General features: G+C 67.8%; 20 protein-coding genes. 7 read left to right on the top strand and 13 right to left on the bottom strand.

Features of this window, described 5'->3' with window-relative positions; translation table 11 throughout:
• Position 1 precedes the first annotated feature (1 nt).
• From GUI43_RS02845 to GUI43_RS34205, 3 genes are all read left to right on the top strand, one after another.
• Positions 2-607 (top strand): hypothetical protein, encoded by a 606-nt coding sequence (locus GUI43_RS02845; RefSeq protein ID WP_146765852.1) that lies wholly within the window; start codon positions 2-4, stop codon positions 605-607.
• 243 nt (positions 608-850) lie between these two features.
• Positions 851-1,201, top strand: a complete 351-nt coding sequence (locus GUI43_RS02840; protein WP_249037632.1) for a hypothetical protein — start codon at positions 851-853, stop codon at positions 1,199-1,201.
• A gap of 214 nt (positions 1,202-1,415) precedes the next feature.
• On the top strand, positions 1,416-1,736 hold the full coding sequence (locus tag GUI43_RS34205; RefSeq protein WP_146765851.1) for a hypothetical protein: 321 nt from the start codon (positions 1,416-1,418) through the stop codon (positions 1,734-1,736).
• Between the two features lie 399 nt (positions 1,737-2,135).
• Here the strand turns inward: GUI43_RS34205 and GUI43_RS02830 are convergent, their stop codons facing one another.
• From GUI43_RS02830 to GUI43_RS02810, 5 genes are all read right to left on the bottom strand, one after another.
• Positions 2,136-2,732 carry a hypothetical protein gene (locus GUI43_RS02830; protein WP_146765850.1) on the bottom strand — a complete coding sequence of 199 codons (597 nt, stop codon included), beginning with the start codon at positions 2,730-2,732 and terminating at the stop codon, positions 2,136-2,138.
• 435 nt (positions 2,733-3,167) lie between these two features.
• Positions 3,168-4,856, bottom strand: coding sequence for a hypothetical protein (locus GUI43_RS02825; protein ID WP_249037631.1), 1,689 nt, complete (start codon positions 4,854-4,856; stop codon positions 3,168-3,170).
• Positions 4,857-5,651: 795 nt separating this feature from the next.
• On the bottom strand, positions 5,652-5,951 hold the full coding sequence (locus GUI43_RS02820) for a transposase (protein WP_112584361.1): 300 nt from the start codon (positions 5,949-5,951) through the stop codon (positions 5,652-5,654).
• Between the two features lie 287 nt (positions 5,952-6,238).
• A complete protein-coding gene (locus tag GUI43_RS02815) occupies positions 6,239-6,631 on the bottom strand; it encodes a hypothetical protein (protein WP_112584362.1) in 393 nt (130 codons plus the stop codon).
• A 62-nt stretch (positions 6,632-6,693) separates the two neighbouring features.
• Complete coding sequence (locus tag GUI43_RS02810) at positions 6,694-7,050, bottom strand: hypothetical protein (protein ID WP_112584363.1); 357 nt, start codon at positions 7,048-7,050, stop codon at positions 6,694-6,696.
• 529 nt (positions 7,051-7,579) lie between these two features.
• Here GUI43_RS02810 and GUI43_RS02805 point away from each other — a divergent pair.
• Positions 7,580-10,300 carry a CHAT domain-containing protein gene (locus tag GUI43_RS02805; protein ID WP_146765849.1) on the top strand — a complete coding sequence of 907 codons (2,721 nt, stop codon included), beginning with the start codon at positions 7,580-7,582 and terminating at the stop codon, positions 10,298-10,300.
• A gap of 297 nt (positions 10,301-10,597) precedes the next feature.
• On the opposite strand, the gene GUI43_RS02795 is transcribed toward GUI43_RS02805, so the two are convergent.
• From GUI43_RS02795 to GUI43_RS02785, 3 genes are all read right to left on the bottom strand, one after another.
• A complete protein-coding gene (locus GUI43_RS02795) occupies positions 10,598-11,551 on the bottom strand; it encodes a D-2-hydroxyacid dehydrogenase family protein (RefSeq protein WP_112697914.1) in 954 nt (317 codons plus the stop codon).
• Positions 11,552-11,942: 391 nt separating this feature from the next.
• A complete protein-coding gene (locus tag GUI43_RS02790) occupies positions 11,943-12,920 on the bottom strand; it encodes an aldo/keto reductase (RefSeq protein WP_112697913.1) in 978 nt (325 codons plus the stop codon).
• 154 nt (positions 12,921-13,074) lie between these two features.
• On the bottom strand, positions 13,075-13,968 hold the full coding sequence (locus GUI43_RS02785) for an MBL fold metallo-hydrolase (RefSeq protein ID WP_112584367.1): 894 nt from the start codon (positions 13,966-13,968) through the stop codon (positions 13,075-13,077).
• A gap of 109 nt (positions 13,969-14,077) precedes the next feature.
• On the opposite strand from GUI43_RS02785, the gene GUI43_RS02780 reads away from it, so the two are divergent.
• Positions 14,078-14,503 (top strand): MarR family winged helix-turn-helix transcriptional regulator, encoded by a 426-nt coding sequence (locus GUI43_RS02780; RefSeq protein WP_112584368.1) that lies wholly within the window; start codon positions 14,078-14,080, stop codon positions 14,501-14,503.
• Between the two features lie 297 nt (positions 14,504-14,800).
• Here GUI43_RS02780 and GUI43_RS02775 read toward each other — a convergent pair whose 3' ends face one another.
• The 3 genes from GUI43_RS02775 to lepB all read right to left on the bottom strand — a co-directional run bounded on the left by GUI43_RS02775 (position 14,801) and on the right by lepB (position 17,380).
• Positions 14,801-15,589: an SDR family NAD(P)-dependent oxidoreductase gene (locus GUI43_RS02775; protein ID WP_112697912.1), complete on the bottom strand. Its 789-nt coding sequence runs from the start codon at positions 15,587-15,589 to the stop codon at positions 14,801-14,803.
• Positions 15,590-15,645: 56 nt separating this feature from the next.
• Positions 15,646-16,221 carry a TetR/AcrR family transcriptional regulator gene (locus GUI43_RS02770; protein WP_112584371.1) on the bottom strand — a complete coding sequence of 192 codons (576 nt, stop codon included), beginning with the start codon at positions 16,219-16,221 and terminating at the stop codon, positions 15,646-15,648.
• A gap of 637 nt (positions 16,222-16,858) precedes the next feature.
• The gene (gene lepB / locus GUI43_RS02765; RefSeq protein WP_170158660.1) at positions 16,859-17,380 is read right to left on the bottom strand and encodes a signal peptidase I; all 522 of its coding nucleotides are present in this window, start codon (positions 17,378-17,380) and stop codon (positions 16,859-16,861) included.
• A 332-nt stretch (positions 17,381-17,712) separates the two neighbouring features.
• Here lepB and GUI43_RS02760 point away from each other — a divergent pair, with 332 nt between their 5' ends.
• On the top strand, positions 17,713-18,732 hold the full coding sequence (locus GUI43_RS02760) for a carboxypeptidase-like regulatory domain-containing protein (RefSeq protein WP_249037630.1): 1,020 nt from the start codon (positions 17,713-17,715) through the stop codon (positions 18,730-18,732).
• Between the two features lie 360 nt (positions 18,733-19,092).
• Complete coding sequence (locus GUI43_RS33705; protein WP_170158659.1) at positions 19,093-19,239, top strand: hypothetical protein; 147 nt, start codon at positions 19,093-19,095, stop codon at positions 19,237-19,239.
• A 60-nt stretch (positions 19,240-19,299) separates the two neighbouring features.
• Here the strand turns inward: GUI43_RS33705 and GUI43_RS02755 are convergent, their stop codons facing one another.
• Together GUI43_RS02755 and GUI43_RS02750 are read right to left on the bottom strand one after the other, a co-directional pair.
• Entirely contained in the window at positions 19,300-20,085 is a 786-nt protein-coding gene (locus GUI43_RS02755; RefSeq protein ID WP_112697910.1) for a hypothetical protein, read from the bottom strand.
• A gap of 81 nt (positions 20,086-20,166) precedes the next feature.
• On the bottom strand, positions 20,167-21,423 hold the full coding sequence (locus tag GUI43_RS02750) for an iron-containing alcohol dehydrogenase (protein WP_112697909.1): 1,257 nt from the start codon (positions 21,421-21,423) through the stop codon (positions 20,167-20,169).

Below are 21,423 nucleotides of genomic sequence, written 5' to 3'. Positions count from 1 at the left end.
GGTGTCCGGTCGCTGGAGCCTCCGACGTGCTGTGAACCGCCTTCATCGCGATGTCCTGGCGCCGCTCGAATTCGAGCGCCACGGCAACAGCTGCACGCGGGCGGACAACGGTCTCCTACGCGAGATGTGGTTCTACACCCCTCGGTGGGGCGACCCCACCATGAAGGGGATCCAGGTGTTCCTCAGCGTTCGGATCGTGGGCCTGCCGGAACCACTGGTGGAGTTCCGCCGCGACGCGCTATGGACTCACCTTGAGCCGATCCGCCAACTCAACGAGTACCCGCGCCCCGCATCTGAGGAGCCATTGCCAGCAGAGCTGATAGATGACGTCGCCGGACCCGGCGTCGCCTTCCTGCGTCACGCCGCAGACCTTCACGCCTTCGGCCAGTGGGCGGCCGAAGTCCATGCCCAACAGGGGTCATGGGGGGCGTTCCGGCAGGTGTATCCCGGGGGCACCGCGCCCTTGCAAGCAGCAGCGTTCGCAGCGGCGGTGGCGGGAGACAAGGCTTTGGCTAACCGCAGGGCAGGGGCTGTGGTTGTTGAGGAAGGGGACCCGCGCGAGGTACGCGACTTCCGCTCAGAACTAGGAAGAGTCGTCCCGGAATAGACAACCTCGTAGCCGGCCGGCACGACGCCTCGTTGAACTGTCGGGCAGGTGTTGATACCGATCTGTCACGCACGTCCTGAGACCGGACACCAACTGCCGGTCGTGTCTAGTCCCACCACATGCTTGACGGATCTGTCCCAGCAGATGCTTGTCGTTTGGGCCTAGGTCTCGTGGGGGTTCCTTGCAGGGAACCGGGCTCAGGTGCTGTTCGACTGTTGAGTACGAGTGCGGCAGCATGTGCCGGTGAGTTTCGACCTCGACGTGCTGGCCATCGACCCAGCGGCGAGCGACGACGCGGTGCGCGCCATGGCGAAGCGCTGCAGAAGCGGTCAGCACCCCGAGGGCGAATTGGACGAACGCATTGTGGGCTTCTACGAGAGTCTGCGTGCCCGCTACCCCGACTTCCCGCCATACCGCGACGACTCGCCCTGGATGTCGATGCCGCTCGACGTTGGTACTGATCACGTCAGCATGAACATGAGCTTTGGGCGGCGCAGCACTCCCGCCATCGAGCTGGTCGTGGATCTTGCAGCGCGATATGGGCTGACGATCTACGACCCGCAAGGCGATGAGGTAGCACGGCCCCACCGTTGATGTCCGAGCACCACTGGGCCGGGCGGTTGGTTTAGACATCGAGGGCGACCTTGCGGGGGCGGTGGGCTTTGGTCCGGGTGAGTGGGTGGTCGTTGGAGCGGCGGATGGTGCGAAGGCCGTCGTCGCACTCGACCGCCGGTTCGGTGTCCGAGAGGTGATGGTCACGGTCTTGCCGGCATGGACGCGGCCGAGAGCGACTTTCTGCCAGGCGACCATGACCACGCCGCTGTTGGAGGCGCGGCGTTGGACCCGGACCGGTTCGGTCGAGGGCTGCGGGGGGCGGTCCGGCCGGTCGGGCACCCCGAAAGCCCATGATCTGCTCCGGGGTGAGCGGGTTGGGTCGGGTGCGCAGCAGCTGCCGGGTCTCGGGGTCGAAGAACGCCAGGGTGGTCGGGTCGATGCGGACACCGACGCGACGGCCGGCGAGGATCTCGGCGGCCAGGACGACATGCTGACCCAGCGACACCTTCCCGTCCCGCTTGACTGTCCGGTCGACCTCCACGACGCCCGGACGCCCGGCGGTGTCCAGGGGTAGCGGGGACGAGCCAGCGGTCGACCGCCCTGACGCAGCAGCACGGCCAGGTCCGCCACCGACAAGTGGGACCGGATCGTCTTGATCCGGGAGCCGGCGATGAGCAGGTGGATGACGTCGGGGTCGGCCCAGAACGTCACCGTCACGCCGGAGCGGGCCGGGCCGAGCCAGAACTGCTTGCCCGCGACTTGCAGGTTCTCCCGACGGCGGCACCACCCGGCCGAACTCCACCGTCCCCGCCACCATCTGAACCGGCGCCGGCATCCGGGCCGGCGCTGAAGCGGCCACGCCAACTCCGGCGATTGTCCTCGGGGGACAACCGGTGGGTACGAGGCGGCCCTGAGCCAGTGCTGGCGGTGGTCGTACGAGTGACTTCGAGCGAAATCAGGAGCGGGAGGCGACCTATGGCAGGTGTCGGGCAAGTTCGGTACGCAGGACGCCCGCCGCAGGCCGAAGCAGTCCGACGTTGACCGTGTAGACAGGCTGACCGGCACGGATCCGTGGACGAAGCGTCATGCCGGACGGCGCCACCGCTCCTGGGCGCAAAGTGACCTGGAGGACGGCGAATGGGCCAGGACGGCGAACCGTCGCCGACTGGATCGCCTGCCACGGCAGGACGGCCGTTCGCCCCTTCTCGGCGAGCCCCACTGCCGGACCGGTGAACTCAACCGAGGACCAGTTCCTGCGATGCAGCACAAGCGAGAGAGCGCTGAAAACGACGGCGTAGAGGACACCTGAAGCGGCGATGCTCGTCAAATCGGCCGGCGGCCGCCCGGCGATGAGTGCTAGCACGGCTTGGACGACAACCCAAACCAGCAAGCCCATCAGCAGCATGAACACGAAGGTGAGGCGGGCGGACGTACGGAACACCGTTTCGTTCTCGTCCATGAGGTTCCTCCCGTCGACCGTGCCGTCGACTGTAGGGCAGTTTCCGTCCAGCAGATGACCCCAACGGCGGCGCACATGTTGGATGAGGGTCTGCCTGCGATACAGCTTCACGGATTCCGTCCTCACCGACACCTAGTCCCGTCCGCGGGGGTAGGTCTCAGCCTTCAGCTGGACGGAAGGCGCAGCAGCCGGACCCCTGGAACCCGAATGCGACTGTGGCGTTCTGGCGGGACTTCCTCTGACCCGACCGGCACGCCTGAGCAATCTCGAACCGATGCCGCCGTCGTAGTCCTTCCGCTGTTCAACTGACCGCGCGCCAACTGTCGAGGCTCGTCCAACTGTTCGGTCAACGGGACATGCTCGTGCTGGCAAGGGCCCGTAGGGCCGATCGCAGGCGCCCAAGGCGACCTGCGGGCCACGAGCAGCGTTGCCTCCACCGCGCCCACTGCCTCGGCCGGCCCCATGTATCGCGCTCAAGATCTGGAGTTGTGCAAGCGTACTGATTTTCGGCCGTTGGCGGAGGAGGACGCGCCCGACATCGTTTCGTTAGGGGTTCTTGGTGTTGGTGTCGATGGTGTAAACCACGTCTGGCCCGACGTCGTGGCGGGTGATGCCGGGTACGTCGGGGATGTTAAGCAGTGGTTCGTATGGGGTGCCTTGGACCCGGTTGCGCAGCAGGACGACGCTGCGGATGCCGAGCTGGTGCAACCGATCCAAGGCCGGCTCGCTGGGGAAGGTCGCCATAACGTCGCGGATCGCCTGACGGTTAGGTGTGGTGTAGCTGGCCGCACCGTTGACCATGGCGGGAAAACCGTCGGTCGACCAAAGTAGGACGTGGAGGTCGATGCCGTCGTCGGACGGCAATACCATGATCGGAGCGTGCGCGGAGGCTAGCGCCATCGCGGCCGGTTTGGCTGGGGTTTGGGGGTGGTGCAGGTCAGGCAGGCCCTCAGCTAGCACGAGGACCAGCAACGGAACGGTCAGTAGCCGTGCCTCTCCCACCGACCATTTCGGCTTGGCGCCCCTGCGAGCCACCTCGGCTAGGTGGGTAACCAGGCCGGCCGCGAGGATGGCCAGGCAGAGAGTGGGCCACAAGATCAACCGGCCTGGTGTACGGGATCCATCGAACCCGGGCACGTAAAGATAGAGCAGACGGTAGATCGGCCCGTTCGTGCCTAGCGCGAACAACACTCCGACGACCGCCCCAAACAGCAGCAGAAGCCGTTGCACCGGTGACCAGCGGGATAGGAACAGGCCGGCGAAGGCCAGTAGATACAGTGCATACCCGCATAGCAGCACTTTCTCAGTCGGTGCGCCACCAAGAGCGGTGCGGGCGTCGTTGTGTAGGGTGCCCCAGGGCAGCGAGGACTGCGGAGCCACGAGAAGTCCGCGCAGTGTCGGGGAGAAAAACGCGACGTAGTCCCAGTCCCGGGTGACATGTGGGTTGAGCTCGCGCACGTGTTGGTACGCGTACGCGAAGTATCCGGTCACCGCGGTGAAGACCAACCCGCCGATCAGATCGCCGACGATCAGCCGGAGGCTAAGGCGTGGGCGGTGGATCAGCCAGGCTGTCAGTGTGATCAGACAGAGGGCGGCGAGGACGTATACGAATCCCAGCCCCACGCCGAAGCCAAGGCTGACCTGCCAGGCCGCAACCAGCCAGCCAGCGAACGCCCAGCCCGGCCGGACTCGTTCGGCAAGGTAGCCGCGGGTGAACGAGAGTCCGTGGCCGCGCGCCAGCATCGCCAGGGCCAGAGTGATACCACCGGTGGAGAGAATATTCAGATGGCCGTCGTGGCCGTAGCGCCAGGGCGCGTAGGCGAGGGCGGCCCCGGCTACCGCGGCGGCGACCTTATTCGCGCCAAGCTGACGCAGGAGCGCGTAGCCGCCGAGGAAGGCGAGCGCGAAAGCCAGCACGAACAGGATGTTGTAGCGCAGCACGGCGCCGACTACACCGTTGCCTATCAGCCCTGCCGGGGCATAGCCGAGCAGGCTGTCGTTCAGGGCTAGGCCGTACGTGTCGGGATAAAAGGCGTTGGTATCCCACAGGCCACGCAGACCGTGGGTGAGAGCGTGGCCACCCCATCCCACCAGCCATGCTTGGGCCGTCGGGTCACCCACGTCACCGACGATGGTGTGGGCCGGGTCGGCGATGGGCACAGTCTTGGCGCCGGCAGTCATCACGCGAACCGCGTACGGCGGAATCAGCCAGATCATCGCGACAGCGAGGAGCACCGAACCGAGGCTCGCGATACTCAGTTCTCGCAGATGGGCCCTACGTGTCAGCCAGTCCCTCGTGCCTCGACCGGCGCGCGCGAGTCGGCCATTTTTCCAAGCTCGCTGAGAGTGACGGCTGATGTCGGGCCTCCTGCCGGTGGCTCTACCTGCGTCATCACATTGACCCTCACTGTTGAACTGCCGCAGTAAATCATGAGCAGGGCGGCGCATAGAGTCAAGACATCGATCAATGCCGTTCCGGTAGCCGGGCCTTACGCTGTTTATCAAAGGCGCCTTGTCAGGCAGGAGTCGCGATCGGTGCAGCGGCGAGTTTTGCCGCTGTCGGAACAGGACATGCCAGGGGTTGCCGCAGGCCCTCGCCCGGGTTCCGGACCGACGGGACGCTGGCGGCCGGATCCATCCGCTGGCGGGACTGCTCGCGATCGCGGCGGTGGTTTCGGGAATCGAGCCGCGTCGTGGAGATCGTCGAATGGGCCGCCGACCTGCCGGAGCGGCGTGGGAGCGTCTCGGTGCAGCGTCGTGGTCGATAACCGCGACGTCGATCCCGGCGGCGCGGGCCGCGGGCTTCGGGCGCGAAGTGGCCGTCGGGCCGGCGTGGCCGTAGGGGGTTCGCAGGGACCAGCAACATCATCCGGGCATCGTGCCGGAGGGGCGACCTCGGGCTCTACCTGATATGACGATCGGGCAGGTCATCGTGATGCTGCCCTCGGTGTCTGCCGATTCCTCAGAGGAGAGTGGCACGTTGCTTTCATGAGGGCGCAGTCAGTCGTGGGGAGCACCGGCCCTGCGCAGCTATCCGCTTGGCGGTGCATCGCCGTCGGATCGCCAGTCGGTGAACAGCTCGGCGAGGCTGGTCTTGGTCTGGTTGGTGAGGATCTTGGTGGCGTCTTCTCCGAGTGGCTTCAGGGCGTGTTGTCGTACTGCGGGATGTTGTGCTGGTGCAGGGCAGATGAACACAGCGAGGATCTGGAGTGTGACCTCCCTGCGCAGCCGGCGGTTCTCCTCTGCCATCTCGCTGGTCGGCCGGTCGGTGCGCTCACCCGCGTCAGCCTCGGCCTGCCGGATCCAGTTCCTGAGCGCCTCGTGATGCACACAAGCTACTCAGCCAACCTCCGGATCACCCGACTCGCGATACAAGCGCACACCGCGCTGACGTAGCTCATCGGGGCACTTCTTCGGTGCTGCCACTGAAACTTCCTCCCCACGGCCATCAGACCATGATCAAGAAGCTCCATCGGTGTCGCTGGGCACCACCCAACAGGTCAGCCCAGGAGACGTGACGTGACGGGGGGCACCGTGGCCTGGCCACCCCGGTTCACCAGTCGCCCTGGCCGACACCTGGTGTGCCGGCTGCCTTGCGCAGGCTGTCAGGCAGAGGCTCATTGCGCTGCTTCCAGCAGACGTCCGATCGCCTTCTTGCGTCCGTTGACCGAACCGGCGAAGTTGACCAGGAAACCGAAGAAGATGACGGTCTCCGATGCCCACATCGCCACCCGGGAGCCACCACCTGGGCGCGGCGCGATGGTGATGGACATGGTGATGCCGCCGTGGATTCCGCGTCGGCGCATGTTGATCGTGCCCGGTCCGCTCGCGGTGGTCCACAGCACCGCGCGGGGGCCGCCGAACGCGGTGCGCACGATCTGGGCGGTCTGCGCCGGGTCGTACGCGGTCTCGGTCGTGGTTGTCGCGACCGCCTTTCGTGTCTCGATGAGTTGCCAAACGACGAAGCTGACTAGGGCGGTGACCCCAACGAAGCAAAGAAAGCCTTCCATAATGGCTCCATTTCTCAGTGAATGGCATTGACACGGCCTGCCCAGGTGACACGGCGGAGGAATCAGTCGCGCTGCTCTCGGAGCTGGTTGACACGCTGCATCTCGTAGCCGGTCAACAGGGCGGTCGGCAGGCCACGTGAGCGTTTGAACTCGATGCCCGCGTCGATCAGCGGCAACGCGGCGGGGATGCGGAGCGTGTCGCCGCCGTACATCTCCCAGGCAAGGCGCGCCGCGCCGAACGTCGCGAAACCGCCCTGGTCTCCTGCCACGACGGCTCGCAGCGCGGTCAGGAAGCCATCCTGGTCCCTGGTCGCGTGCCGGTGCAGCTCCCCGAAGCGGTCCCACATGTCGCCACCGTCGATGCCGCTCCCGTGCACGTCGAGCGAGTACCGGCCGAAGGTCTCCAACCACCTGAACATGTCGTCGGGAAACGGGGACTGAGGTGACCGACTGAAGATTCCCATGCCGCTCTCTGACGGACCGCTGTCCGTCAGAGAACGGCGGAAGGCTACCGAGAGGTCCCTGCGACACGGCGAGAGGACGGCATCGGCAATGGGTGAACGGCCGCCGCGAACCTCCTACGGATACCTCGCGCCGCCGGACGCGCGGGTGCAAGGCTGGGAGTGCAACAACGACGGTTGTGGGACCGGCGACGAACCTGCGCCGCACTCCTGGCCGTACCCGTGTCGGGAGTGTCACAGGCCAACCGATGCCACCTTCGAGGAACCGTGGGCGCACGACGCCAGGGGCTACAAGATCCAGAATCACCTGCACAGCCCGGACCATCACTTGCGGGGGATGGCCGAGCTGGAGCAACACAGCTGGGCGTACAAGGACGCGTGGCTCCGCGACGATCGCCTGGCGGCCGACCGGGCGTGGAGGGCGTACCGCCGGGCGAGGCCACCACGGTGGCAGGAGACCGACGGCTACTGGATGACGACGAAGTCCATGTCCGAGATGGTGCGGCTCGCCGCTGCGTTCGACGACCTCGACCCTGCGATACACGACGTGCTGGAGTGCTACCCATTCATCAACACCAGCGACGTCGACGAGGACAACACCCGGCGGACGATCTCGCGCACCTTCGTGTCGATGTGCATCGCGGTGCTGGTGCGCCAGTCCTCCATTGACCATCCTCGGGAGGCAGAACTCCACGCCGCGATGCGCGACGTCGCGGGCCGCATCGAGAGCGTACTGCTGGACCAGCACCACCGCGGGTTCCGTCGCATCGCCGAGATCCGCGCCCTCCATCGGACCCGGGCCGCCATCGTGCGGACCCGCCGGTCGTCCGCGGTCGCCTTCGACGGTTTGCCGCCGATCTCGGCGGCGATCGCGCTCGGCCGAGGGCCCTGCGCCACGGACGATCCGCACGATCTTCCCGGTGTCTCGGAACTGGACTCGAAGCGCGTATTGGCGCTCGCCGACGCGGCGATCACGATCGCGGAGACCCACGACGACACTGGTCCGCTCGACGAGCTGGTCCAACGCCTCGACTACGCCGGGACCTATCCTGGTCTCATCCGCCTGCTGCAGGGCCGCCGGCAGATCGTGACCGGGGACCTGGATGCGGCCGTCGCTGAACTCGAACGCGGCTCTCATGAGGACGACAGGCTCGCTCGGCGGCTGCGGCCGCAGATCCTCGCTACCCTTGGCTTGCTTCTGGTACGGATCGACCCAAAGAACCTTGAACTGGGAATCGAGTGCTGTCGAGCCGGTCGGCAGGCCGGTCTTCGCTGGTGGAGGCGCACCACCCCGGCTGATGCAGGTTTGGCCAGGCTGCTGTTGTGGCGGGGGCTGCGGCCCGGATCGCCATTCGTCGATGGTCCCGGCGACGTGCACGAGGCGCTACGGCTCATCCGTCGCAGATCCCGCCTCGGACACCACCACGGCGCGGACGACCAACTCCTGCTCCAGGAAGCGCTTGCCGCCAGGGACGCCCTCGCCGGTAACACCGGCAACGAGCATCGACACCGGGCCTGGCGCGACTCGGTGAACACGCCGTGGAGCACCGCGGCGAGGGCCCGGCTGGCCGTCGCGTGGGCGGAGTGGGCCGTCGGCACCGGCGTCGCGGAGTTCGCCGCCGAGGCGTACCAGCAGTTGGTCGCTCTGGCGTCTCAGGACGCCGTCGCGCGGTACGGTGCCGGCGCGAAGCAACGGGTGCTCGCCGCCGCCCAGGAGTACGCCGAGGAGGCCGGATACTGGCTGGCCCGGACCGGGCGGTACCGGGAGGCGGTTCTCGCGTTGGAGACCGGGCGGGCCGTCGGCCTGACCGAGGTGATCGGGCGGGACAACGCCGTGGTATTCGATCGGCTGCGTGCTGCCGGTCGGGCGGACCTTGCCGACGAGTACCGACGTGCGATCGAGGATTTCGATGAGCAGGAACGTCACCCATCCGCCGGACTTCGGGGGTCCTGGGCGTACCTCCGTGATGTCGCCCGGCGAATAGCCGCGGTGACCGGCGCGGACCCGATGGCGATCGCGGTGAACTACGACGACATCATCGCCGCGACCGGCGACGGCGCCCTGGTATACCTCGGTGCGGCAAAGGCGGGTGGGTACGCGCTCGTGGTGGCCGCGCGGCACGATCCGCAGTATGTCGACCTGCCCAAGCTCGATCGGGCGAGTGTCGCCGGGCTCGTCGCCAAGGTGCTGCCAGAAACCGAGGCGGCGACCGGCCTCCGTAGCTTTGCGATCGTGAATGGGAAGCCTGCTGGGGCGCGCGACCTTTCAGCGTTCGGGCAGACGACAACCAGTCCGATGACCGAGGCCCTCCATACGTTGTGGAACGACGGTGTCCGCGATGTTGTCCTTCTCAGTGCGCGAGGTCGGATCGTGACACTCGTGCCGGTCGGTCTGCTCAACCTGCTGCCGCTTCACGCCGCCGGTGAGCCGAGCACGCCTAGTGAGGAACCCGCCGGGCGGCGCCACATCGGACAGTTCTCCGCGATTCGGTACGCACCTAACGCTCGCGCCCTCCGGCGTTGCCGGGACACGGCAAGGGAACTCGCCGTACGAGAGCAGAGTCTGCTTGCCATCGATGTGCCGGACGGACACCGGGTCGACCCTCGTGGTCACTTGCGGTACGTCGCCCGGGAGACCATCGAGATCGTGCGCCGCTGGACGGGGCTGCCCACGTCGCCGAGCCACGCCTGCACCTGGGAGGAGTTCCGCAGTGCGGCCAACGAGCACACCGTCTGGCACCTCGCTTGCCACGGCTCGGCCGAACCCGGCTCGATCCTGGACAGCCGGCTGTACTTCGCCGACCGTCAGGTCACGCTGGAGGAACTGCGTCGCGCCCTAGCAACGGGCCGACGCCGCCTGGCGGTGCTCTCCGCCTGCCAGACCAATGTCAGCGGTATCGCCTTACCGAACGAGGTGGTCGGACTGCCGTCGGCCCTGATCCAGCTCGGATTCGCCGGGGTGATCGCGACAGCGTGGGCAGTCGACGATCTGGCCACCACCTATCTCATGACGGCGTTCTATCACCTGTGGTGTCGGGAGGAAAACGAGCCGGCCGTTGCGCTGAACCGCGCCCAACAGTGGCTCCGCACTGCTAACCAAGCTGACTTGACCGCGCTCCTACCCGACATCGAGCCACCAGGTGCACCGGGTGATTGTCCCTACACCGATTCGGAACACTGGGCGGCCTTCGCGTACACCGGTGCCTGACCGAGTTCCCGCCGACCGTGCATTGCTGCGAACTCTCCCACGAGATCGACGGCAGGCGGATCTCTGACCGCAGCCTGACCCCCGCACGGCTCGGCCTGCAAGTCGCATGCCTGGCGCGACGCCTGCACCGGACTGGGAACTACGCCGAAGAAGACCCGCCCCTACCGGCCACAGCCCAACAACCGCCACCGACCCCACACCGCCACCAGCGGCCTACCATCCATTACCAGGTTGACAACCTGCCTGGACAGCACATCCAGGCTGCTGCCTTCCGGGCCAGGACCAGGGTCGAGTGAGTCAGGTCAGCACCCGGATCGGGTTGCCGTCGAGGAAGGCGCCGATGTCGTCCACGGCGTCACGGAAGAACGTCGCGTAGTTCAGCTCGCTGACATAGCCGAGGTGCGGCGTGGCCAGCACGTTCGGCAGCGTACGGAACTCGTGGCCGGCGGGTAGTGGCTCCTCGTCGAACACGTCGAGCCCGGCTCCCGCGATCCGCCCTTCGCGCAGCGTGGATGCCAGGGCGGACTGGTCGACGATCGCCGCCCGCGAGGTGTTGACCAGGTAGGCGGTGGGCTTCATCAGCGCGAGTTCCCGCGCGCCGACAAGCCCGCGCGTCCGGTCGCCGAGCACGAGGTGAACGGAGACGACGTCGGACCCGGCGAGCAGGGCATCCAGGCCGGGGGCCAGCCGCGCGCCGCCCTCCTCGGCCCGCTGGCGCGTCAGGTTCTGGCTCCAGGCCAGCACGTCCATGCCGAACGCCCGCCCGACCGCCGCCACCTGGGACCCGATCCTGCCCAGGCCGAGCAGCCCGAGTGTGCGTCCGTGCAGGTCGGTGCCGACGGTGTGCTGCCAGGGGCCGCCGGCGCGCAGCGCGGTCGCCTCGGGCACCAGGTGGCGGGCCAGGCCGAGGATCAACGCCCACGTCAGCTCGACCGTCGAGGTCCAGCCGCCGCCTGTGCCGCACACCGTGACGCCGTGCGTCCGCGCCGCCCCCAGGTCGATGGCGGCGTTGCCCATGCCGGTGGTGACGAGCAGCCGCAGGTGGGGCAGCCGGTCGAACACCTCGGCGGGGAACGGCGTGCGCTCCCTCATGGCGACCACGATGTCGCAGTCGTGGATGGCCGCCACCAGATCGTCGGTGTTCGTGAAGTGCTTCCGGAAGCTGGTGGCCCGCACCCGGGACCAGTCCGCCAGGCCGAGTGCCACGTCCTGGTAGTCGTCCAGCACGGCGCAGCGAAGATCACTAGACATGACAAATAATCCGCCTTCCATCTGAAGAAGTGCCCAATTGGGGAGCTGCCGAGCGTCGGAGGACGTCCCAACTCATCTTCGGTGCCCTGACCGACGCAAGCCGGCGTGCCATGCCGGCGCGGCTGAGCCACGGCCGGCCACTGTCGGAATGCTGGCTCAGCCAGTGAGGTCAGCAAGCCAACCGTCTCTCCGCATCTGAAGGGTCCCCCGAGATCGCCGGGGTTGTGGTGCGCAGCGTGCAGGCGCAAGGGCGCATCTGCACGCTGCGCACTGAACCGCTCGACGGGGTGTTCGCCGGGTTCAACCGGCTAAGAGACGTTCTCGGTCAGAGCTGCTGGGGTCGATGCCGCCCGTGCACAAGCGGCAAGGGCGCTCACCGCCGGGGCTGGGGTCAACGCTCCAACAGGCGCATGGCGGCTTCGTCGTGGGTGTCGCCGACAGCGGGAGGAAGGTTGTCGAGCTTCTCGATCTGTTTGGCGGTCAGTTCCACGGCGTCAGCGGCGGTGTTCTCCTCGACGCGTGCCACGCGCTTGGTGCCGGGGATGGGGGCGATGTCGTCGCCCCGGGTCAGCAGCCAGGCCAGTGCGATCTGCGCCGGAGTGGTACCCGCTTCGGCGGCAACGGCTTGGACCTCGTCTGCGAGACGCAGATTGCGCTGGAGGTTCTCGCCGGTGAAGCGCGGGTTGTTCTTACGCAGGTCCGTCTCGTCGAAGCCGCTGGTCGAGCGGATCTGGCCGGTGAGGAATCCGCGTCCCAGGGGCGAGTACGGCACGAAGCCGATGTTCAGCTCGCGCAGCAGGGGCAGCACCTGTGCCTCCGGGTGCCGGGTCCACAGGGAGTATTCCGACTGGACGGCAGCGATGGGATGGACAGCATGGGCGCGGCGGATCGTCTCCGGTCCGGCCTCGGACAGGCCGATGTGGCGGATCTTGCCCTCAGCGATCAGTTCGGCCAGCGCCCCGATGGTGTCCTCGATGGGCGTGGTCGGGTCGACCCGGTGCTGGTAGTACAGGTCGATGTAGTCGGTGCCCAGCCGCTTGAGCGACCCTTCGACGGCGGTGCGGATGTTGGCCGGGCTGCTGTCGAGTTGCCCTGCCCCGCCGCCCGCATGCGAAATCATGCCGAACTTTGTCGCCACTACGGCCTGGTCCCGGCGGCCCTTGAGCGCTTTGCCGAGGAGTTCCTCGTTGATGTACGGGCCGTAGACCTCGGCGGTGTCGAGGAGAGTGACGCCCAGTTCCAGGGCCCGGTGGATGGTGCGTACCGACTCGGCGTCGTCCGTGCCGGCTCCGGTGTAGGCGTAGGACATCGATACCAAGCCCAGACCGATGCGGGAGACGTCCAGGTCCCCCAGCTTGATGTGCTTCATGACAGTTCTCCGTTCCTCTAGCGATTCGTACGACTTGTCGGGCACGGCGATGAGCGGCTCCGCCGCTCATCGCCGGCACTGTTGCCGATCACTCCCGCTGGTCAGGGTGAGCGTGGCGGCGGTGATGGCGGGCCAATGGCGGCCGGCGGGACAGTCAGGCGACCGGGACCCAGGTGAACCGGCCGTCGGGGCGACGTTCGGCGCGTCCGAAGACCACGTCGGCGAAGTGGTTGCCGTAGCCGATGGTGTCGGGGCGGCTCAGCTCTTCGACCAGGTGGCGGCGGTGCGCGGCGGCTTCGGCGGGGTCGTGGTCGATCCCGCAGCCCCATTCGGGGTGGGTGACCTGGACCGGCGCGTGCATTGCGTCGCCGAACGCGATGAGCCGCCGGTCGCCGCCGGTGATGATGTACGTGACGTGGCCGACGGTGTGTCCGATCGAGAACGAGGCCCGCACGCCGGGGAAGATCTCCTCGCCGTCCTCGACGGTACGAACACGGGGTGCGAAGGCGGCCACACGTTCCTCGGTCGCCCCGCCCTCGGCGGCCAGGTCGCGCCGCTCCCACTCGGGTGCCGCGATGAAATGGGTGGCGTGTGCGAATGGCGGCGCATCGGTGCCGGGCTCGGCGCTCCAGGCCCAGCCCAGGTGGTCGAGGTGCAGATGGGTGATGGCGACGGCCTCGATCTGGCGCGGTTCGCGGCCCAGCCGCCGCAGGCCGTCCAGCAGCTCACCGCCGTGGATGCTCCCCAGCATCGGGTTGGCCGGGTCGTCGGGGTGGGACTCCGGTCCGAACCCGGTGTCGATGAGCAGCGCCCGGTCACCCCGCTCGACCAGCAGCCCGCCAATGGCTGCGGGCAGGAAGCCGCCGTCGTCGAGATGATCGCGGTTGGCCGCCCAGTCCGCGTCGGTGGCGGCGGGCAGCCAGCCGCGCGGCTTGCACAGGGCCAGCCCGTCCGGAACGTAGGTGATCTTCAGTTCACCCAGGCTGAGCGAACGGACGCGCGGTGCGCTGGTCAGTCGTATGCGGTCGAAATCTGTTGTTGCGGCCATATGGTCCTACCTCGTGCTCGGAGAGGTGCCACCTGGCAGCGGCACGGGCAACAAGTTACAGCTAGAACTACTTCAGCTGCAACTATGTCAGCTGTAGTAAGGTTGTGACGTGTCCACCGAGCGCGAGTCCCCAGGCCAGAGCGACCGCCGGCTGTGCGGGCTGGTCAAAGACCTGGCCAATCAGATCGATGCCCACCTTCGGGCCCGGACAGCCGCCCTCGGTCTGACCACCTCACAGGGCAACCTGCTGCGCGAGCTGACCCACCCCCTGACCCTGCGTGAACTCGCCGAACGGATGAGCTGCGAGCCCTCCAACATCACCTTCATCGCCGATCGCCTCGAAGAGCAGGGCCATCTCGAACGCCACCCACACCCCGACGATCGCCGCGCCAAGCAGCTCGTCCTGACCCCCAAGGGCACCGAACTGCGCGAACGCCTCCTCAAGTTGCTCTCCGAAGACAGCCCCCTGGCCCCTCTGGCCCCCGAAGAGCAGGACGCCCTACAGCACCTCCTCAGCCGCGCCCTCATCCGCTGACCCGTCACCCCGGCGTGCAGAGCCCGCAGACTCGTCGGGACCTCCAGCTCGCCGATGAGGCAACGTGCCAGCGAAATCCGCCGCACCCGCGCGTCTGGACGTTCGCGCCGCCGGGGCCCTTCTTGGAGATCGCAGTCGCGGCCTCGCTCATCGAGCTGCCGCGCCTTTCTTGTGGCGGTGGACACCCCAGCATCCAGCGGCTGACGCTCCTGGCCGGCCCGGCTGGCACAGCACTGACCGTCGGAGCGCCGGCCGGGTCAGTGAGAGACCCGGCCGGCGCACGGTGAGCATTTGTTGTCAGAGGGTCTTGACCTGGCCGCCATCGAGGATGAACTCGGCGCCGGTTGTGTTGGAGGAGCGGGCGGAGGCAAGGAACAGCACCAGGTCGGCGACCTCGCGGGCCTCGGTGATCCGGCCGGTGCTGATCGCCATGCTCTGTGGCACGACCTCGTCAAGCGCCTGCTGGATGCTGACACCCGCGCTGGCGGCGACGGCGTGCGCGAAGCCATCCGGCCCGGTCCAGAACGGGGTTCGCACCGGGCCGGGCGAGACGGCGTTGACCCGTACGCCACGCGGCGCGAACTCCTCCGACAGGGTCTTGGTCAGGTTGGACATCGCCGCCTTGGCCGCGGAATAGTCGACCACCATCGGGAACGGCAGCCGAGCGTTGATGCTGCTGATGTTGACGATCGTCCCGCCGTTGCCCAGCAGGGCTGGCAGGGCTGCCCTGCTGGTGCGCACGGCGCTGAAGAACGTCACGTCGAACACTCGCGCCCACTCGGCGTCGTCGACGTCGAGGAATCCTGACCGGGCACTGCCGGCGCCAACGTTGTTGACAAGGACATCCAGACGCCCGTACGCCGACAGCGCGGTGTCGACGAGCCGCTGCGGGGTAGCCGCGTCGGTGATGTCGGCCAGTACCACGGTGGCGCCACGCGCGGCCAGGGCGTCGAGCTCCGGCGTGCTCGCACGGCTGCTCGCCACCACGTGCGCACCCTCGTCGAGCAACGCCGCCACGGTGGTCAGACCGATGCCCTTGCTCGCGCCGGTGACGATGGCAACCTTGCCCTGCAGTTCGAGATCCACTAACACTCACTCCCACAATTGTTGACTGATCAGTTCCTAATTCGGGCAGCAAAAAGTCAGTCGAGGGCGCCCAGGGCGACCTCCACGGCATTGTTGAGGAACGCCCGATCCGCGCGGGCCTTGCCCATCACCCGCAGGCCCTGCAGAAACGTGGTCAGAAACTGGGCCAGCTCCTGCGGTTGCTTGTCCGCCGCGATCTCCCCGCGGACCCGCGCCCGCTCCAACGCCCCGGCCAGGGCCGACTCGACCTGACCCATCGTGCGCGAGACCTGCAGCACCGTGTCCGGATGCGCCGAGCGTTCCGTGGCCGCGTTGACCAGCAGGCAGCCCCGCTCCGGGTCGGCCAGGTCGGCCTCCATCAGTTCCAGGAGCACCGCCCGGATCGCCGGGCGCACCTGCTCCGCCCGGTCCAACACCTCGGTCAGCCCTGCCGCGTGGCGCTGGCAGTAACGGCGGAGTGCCAGCGCGTAGAGCTGCTCCTTGGACCCGAACGCCTTGTACAGACTGCCCCGGGCGATTCCGAGACTCTCCACGAGATCCTCGGTCGAGGTCGCCTCGAATCCCTGACGCCAGAACAACTCCATCGCGCGGTCCACCGCCGTGTCGATGTCGAACGTCCTTGGCCTGCCCATGCGACAACCTTAAGAAGTAGGAGACTGATCAGTCCACAACTGTGGGAGGCGTCATACGGACGGGGTCACCAGCACGCTGGGTTGTCTAGGTCGTAGCGCGCCGGCCCGGACCAGTCGAGTTGGCGATCCAGGCTCACGGCGTGGCGGGGAGGCCCCTGTAGGTCGTCAAGCCGGTCGGCGACGACGTAGGGCCGCTGGTCGGCGTGGCGGGACCACCGGTGTGGGTGCCACCCCATGATCGACCAGCCTCCTCAGGCTGTTCCTGGACGACAGTGCCGACCCACGGCAGTCGACATCGCGGCAGGGAACGGGGAAACGTCGCTGTGTCGGACCGTCCGGTCTGCGATCGACCGCCGGAGCTGCCAGCGCCTGTACAGCGGAGGAGGAGCCCGGACGGACAGCCGGGCATGGGAAGTGCTTGACGATCCACAGTACGAGCCCGGTAACGGAGAAGATCCCAACCTGCGGCTGAGGCGGAAGTGCGCGGGATGGCAGGGCGACCGGGTGGGGCCTATTGCTACGAGTGGTGCCGAGGGTTGAAAGCCCCAGTACAGGACGACGTACCCACTGCCGCCGTCCGGGCGCTTGGCGTCAGCCACCTCGGTACGTCCGCGGCAAGTGTCAGGTGCGCCCCGGGTCAGCCGACCATTACGGCGAAGACCGACGACACCGGCAGCGGCCCGGCACACCGGGAGTCGTTCGACCGGGCGCGGCTATCGCCCATCAGGAAGACGGAGTCGGCCGGCACGGTAACCGCGGCGAACCGCCGCGGGCCGCAGAAGTCTGCGTTCGGCGGCTCGTCGAGCGACGCGTCCTCAGCCACATACGACTCGGCCAGCGGCTTACCGTCGACCGTCACCTTGCCCGAGCTATCGCAGCAGGCGATGGTTTCGCCGCCAACCGCGACGACGCGTTTGAGTAGCGGCACCTTGCGGTCACCCCAGAGGCCGCCGGGGGAACGAATCAGGACGACATCGCCGCGTCGTGCCTCGTACATCCCGGTTACTGTCCGTGCGGTGACGACCTGGCGGGCCTTGACCGTCGGCTCCATACTGACGCCGCCCTGGGTGAACTGTTCGGTGGCTCCCGTCTCGGTCGCATCATCGTCGCCGCAGCCGGCAACAGCCATCAGGAGAAGGAGCACCATCAGTTTGCGCATCCGGCGGATCCTGCCAGAAGTGGCTGTGCCGTGCGGTCCGTCGGGCGCGGCGCTACCCGGCACTGCACGGGCGAGGCTCCTGGTCGCGGCGCGAGGTCCCCTGTGAGAGGCCGGGTAGGGGCCCGCGAGTCGCAACCCATCCCGACAGTGCATAGTGTCCTGCGGTGTCATCGGGCGATGTCGCCTGCCCGAGGAGAGGGTGGTAGGAAGTGACGACGCGTTCACCTGCCCGATGGGCCCGGGTCGCCGCATTGATCGCGCTGACCGGGGGCACGCTAGCGGTGTCCGCGGCACCCGTGGCGGGCGCCCCGGCACCCATCAGCATCCGGAGCGTGTCGGCGGAGAACGTGAAGCCCGGCGACAAGGTTCGCGTTCAGTTCCGCGTCAGGAACAACGGGAACAGGGCCGAAACGGCCATCGTGGTGGTCAGTGGCGGCCTGCAATGCACCACCGGCTGCCGGGTGGAGCCGAACCTCAAATCCGGCCAGAGCCAGGACTTTCAAGCCACCGTCGTCGCGCCCCAGGTGAACGCGGGCGAGATCTCCGGTCGCAACATCTCGGTCGCCGTACGGCTCGGCGGGCAGAACAGCTTCGACTACAAGATGGTCTACATTTACGGCCCGGGCACATCGCTACCCGGCGCGGGCGCGCCGCAACCCGGCGCGGACAAGCCGTCGTCCGAGGTGGACGGGGTGTCCGGCCAGGTCCGTGACACCAGCGGCAAGGGGATCGGCGGCGTGGCCCTGACCATCCGGGACAGCGCCGGGCACGAATACCGTACGACGAGCGACCGGAGCGGCCGGTTCTCGATCAAGTCGGGTGCCGGTAAGACGATCGCCGAGGGCCGGATCACGATCGTCGCAGCCCTGGACGGCTATCGCACCACCCGCACGACCGTACAGGGCCCCGCCGGTGACATCGCGAGCGTGCGGCTGACCTTGGCCACCGCGGCCGCGCCCACCAAGACCCCGCCCTCGCCCACCGCAACCGCGGCAGCGGACGGGGCTCCCGAGCCGGAGACCAGCGTAGTCGCGGCGGCACCCCCCGCCCTCGAACCGGTCAGCAACGAGGGCAGCGGTTCCCTGCCGTACATCCTGGGCGGCCTGCTGGTCGCCGTCGGCCTGGGCACACTGGCCCTGCTGGTGAACCGCCGCCGGAACACGCCGGACAAGCCGGCTCCGCACGCGGCGACTCAGCTGACAGCGCCGGCCGGAGTGGGCATGAGCGACGCACCGACCGCGGTGCTGCACACGACGCCGCCGGCCGACGGGTTCCCCGGCCCGTACAGCGGGCCCCCTCAGGGCGGCGTCCAGCAGCTCAGCCACGACCCGTACGGCGGACCGGCCCGCTAACTGAGTGGCTACGCATCGGCGTCGAACATCCGGTGCACGGCGGTTGCGCCGCCCCAGGTGCACCGGTCCGCGAGGTGAAGAACCGGCGGTTCTCCAAAGCTCGGCTCTGCTCTCGCCGGTGCACGACACCGCTGGGCTCATGTTCGGCAGGGGTTTGGAACCTAGCGACAGATGGCGGAGCGTGAGCGCACGGAGTAGCCGATGGCAGCGCCTGTGCTTGGTCCTACAGGTCGTCCCGGCGATAAGGTCGCGCGCATGACCCACGAAGAGATGCTCGGCACCTTCCAAACTGACGGTGCTCATTGAGTCGGATTGGCTCTGCTGTGCGTAGCGATTTTGGGTCGCGCTCATGCTTGCCTCGTGAGCATCCAGAGCGATGCCCTTCCCGTGCTCGTCATCGACGGAGCCTCGTTCGTCGACTTCGCCGGCTTCGTACGCGAATTCTCGCAGCTGCGTGGCAGGGCGACTGGGTGGGTCTACGGCTACGAGTGGTGCCGACGCTTGTGAGGCGTCAGCACGCCCGTCCGTGGTTCGGGTTGCAGTCGGGAGGGGTATCGCCTGCGTTCGTCAGAGGCGGTGGAGGTCTTTTCTCAGCTGGCGGATGACTTGCCACTGTGCTTGGTCGGCGGTGGGTCGGGGGAAGCCGCCGTGTCGGAAGGTCCAGTTCAGGTAGGCCACCAAGGGCATGCGGGCGTCGCCCACGAAGTGCGCGTCGGCGGATGCGTCGGGGAGGATGATGCCGTAGGGGCCACCGCCGCTGACGTTGTCCTTGTGGAAGTGGTCGGGCGCGACGGGCAGTAGGAATGGCTCGTCCTGGTCTTCCTGCCACGCCTCGATCTCTTCCGCGAAGTACTCGCGGATGTCGCTGTTCGGGTAGCGGGAACCCGCCAACTCCAGCACAAGCGGGTCGGCCGCAGCCGAGTTGGGCCATTGCGGGTGCGTCCCAACCAACCACACGTCGCCCACGATGCGGATCCACGACGACAACACCATCGGGAGTGGGCCGAGACGCTGTTCCAGCCAGTGAAGGAGCTCTTCCGCCTTCGGGTCGGGTGGCGTGTATGGCTCTGTCGGGGTCTGGTCGTCGTCGTTCTGGTGGAATCGGTAGCCCTGCTCGCGTAGGCGCGCGACCAGGGTTTCGATGTTGCTCCGGGCTCGGCGGGCCATCTCGTCGCACACCGCCTGCGCCTCAGCGGCGAAGGCTGGCTCACGGACGCGGCTGCCAAGCTGCCGCATCTCATGCCATACCCGATCTTGTTGCCCGGCGACGTAGCGGTTTACCCAGTCCAGGTGCCTAATCATCGCGATCATGGTGCCGCAGGTGATCTCTTGAAGCAACGGCCCGTGCGGCACGCACGCCCAGTCTCGCCGGGCTCATCCGGTCCGCCGATCGACGCCCCCTACGGCGTACCCGGACGTCGCCCCGGCATTCACTCAAGTATCCATCCGCCGGCCGCTATCTCTGGTCGGAGTCAGGACGTGTCGGGTCCGGTCCCCGGTCCAGGCCGCTTCGAGGATCGCGGTCAGGCTGGCGGTGTCGGTCGGGCCTGGATGGTTCTGGATCAAGCGGGTGACGCCACTGGCCATCTCGGCGAAGCGCGGGAGGTCGGCGCGTGCCACGCCGATGTCCGCCAAGGTGCGAGGGATGCCGATGTCGGCGAGGAGCCCGTCGAGCCAGGTGAGGAACGTATCTGCGGCCTCGGCATCGGAGGCGTCGGTCACGTCGAGCCCGCACACCCTGGCGAGGATGGCCAACCGGTCGCCGATGGCATCCTTGGCCGCGTCCAGCGCGTAGGGCAGTAGCAGCCCGACGCCCAGGCCGTGCGGTGTGTGCGTGGCTGCGCCGATGGGGTACTGGAGAGCGTGCGGGGCGGCGTTGCCCGCGTGGGAAAAGGCGAGCCCGGCGAGCATGGACCCGTAGGACATGTCCGCGCGCGCGTCCGTGTCGCCTCCGTCAGTGACAGCACGACGCAAGCTACGGGCGATCCGCTCCGCGGCCCGGAGCGCGTAGTGGTCGGTGATCGGGTTGCGGCCGAGGAACACCTGCTCCACCGGGTCGCGCGGTCCGTGGGCCCGGGGTCGCGCGGTGTAGCTCTCCACGGCGTGACAGAACGCGTCGATGCCGGAGTGGGCGGTGACGGTCGCAGGGCAGGTGTAGGTGAGTTCGGGGTCGACGATGGCGAAGTCGGGCACGATGTGGACGCTGGAAACCCCCACCTTCAGTTGCCGGTCCGGGTCGGTCAACACCGAGACGGGTGTGAGCTCGGAGCCGGTGCCTGATGTCGTCGGGACCGCGACGAGAGGAATCGTCGGCCCCGGCACCTTCGACTCGCCGTAGAAGTCGCGCGGCGTCCCACCGTGGCGCCGGATGACGCCGACGATTTTGGCGAGGTCGATCACCGTGCCACCCCCGATGGCGAGGATCACGTCGGCGTCCACCTCGGCGGCGGCCGAGACGGCCAGGTCGACATCGGAGAGTGGCACGTCTGGAGTCGCGTCGGAGAACACCTCGACGACAGTGACCTTCGCCCGCACGGCGGCCACGATCTCGGCCACGCCCGGCTGCCCCAGAAGAACCCGGTCGGTCACGATGAGGACTCGCGAGCCGCTCTCGGCCACCACTCGTGGGATGTTCTGCGCGACCCCTTCGCCCACTATCAGCTGGCGTGGCCCGCGGACTGTCTCAAGCAT

Source organism: Micromonospora noduli, from assembly GCF_003264365.1.
Classification (GTDB): domain Bacteria; phylum Actinomycetota; class Actinomycetes; order Mycobacteriales; family Micromonosporaceae; genus Micromonospora; species Micromonospora noduli.
The sequence above is the reverse complement of the archived record's forward strand: the minus strand, read 5'-3'. Positions and strand labels throughout refer to the sequence as shown.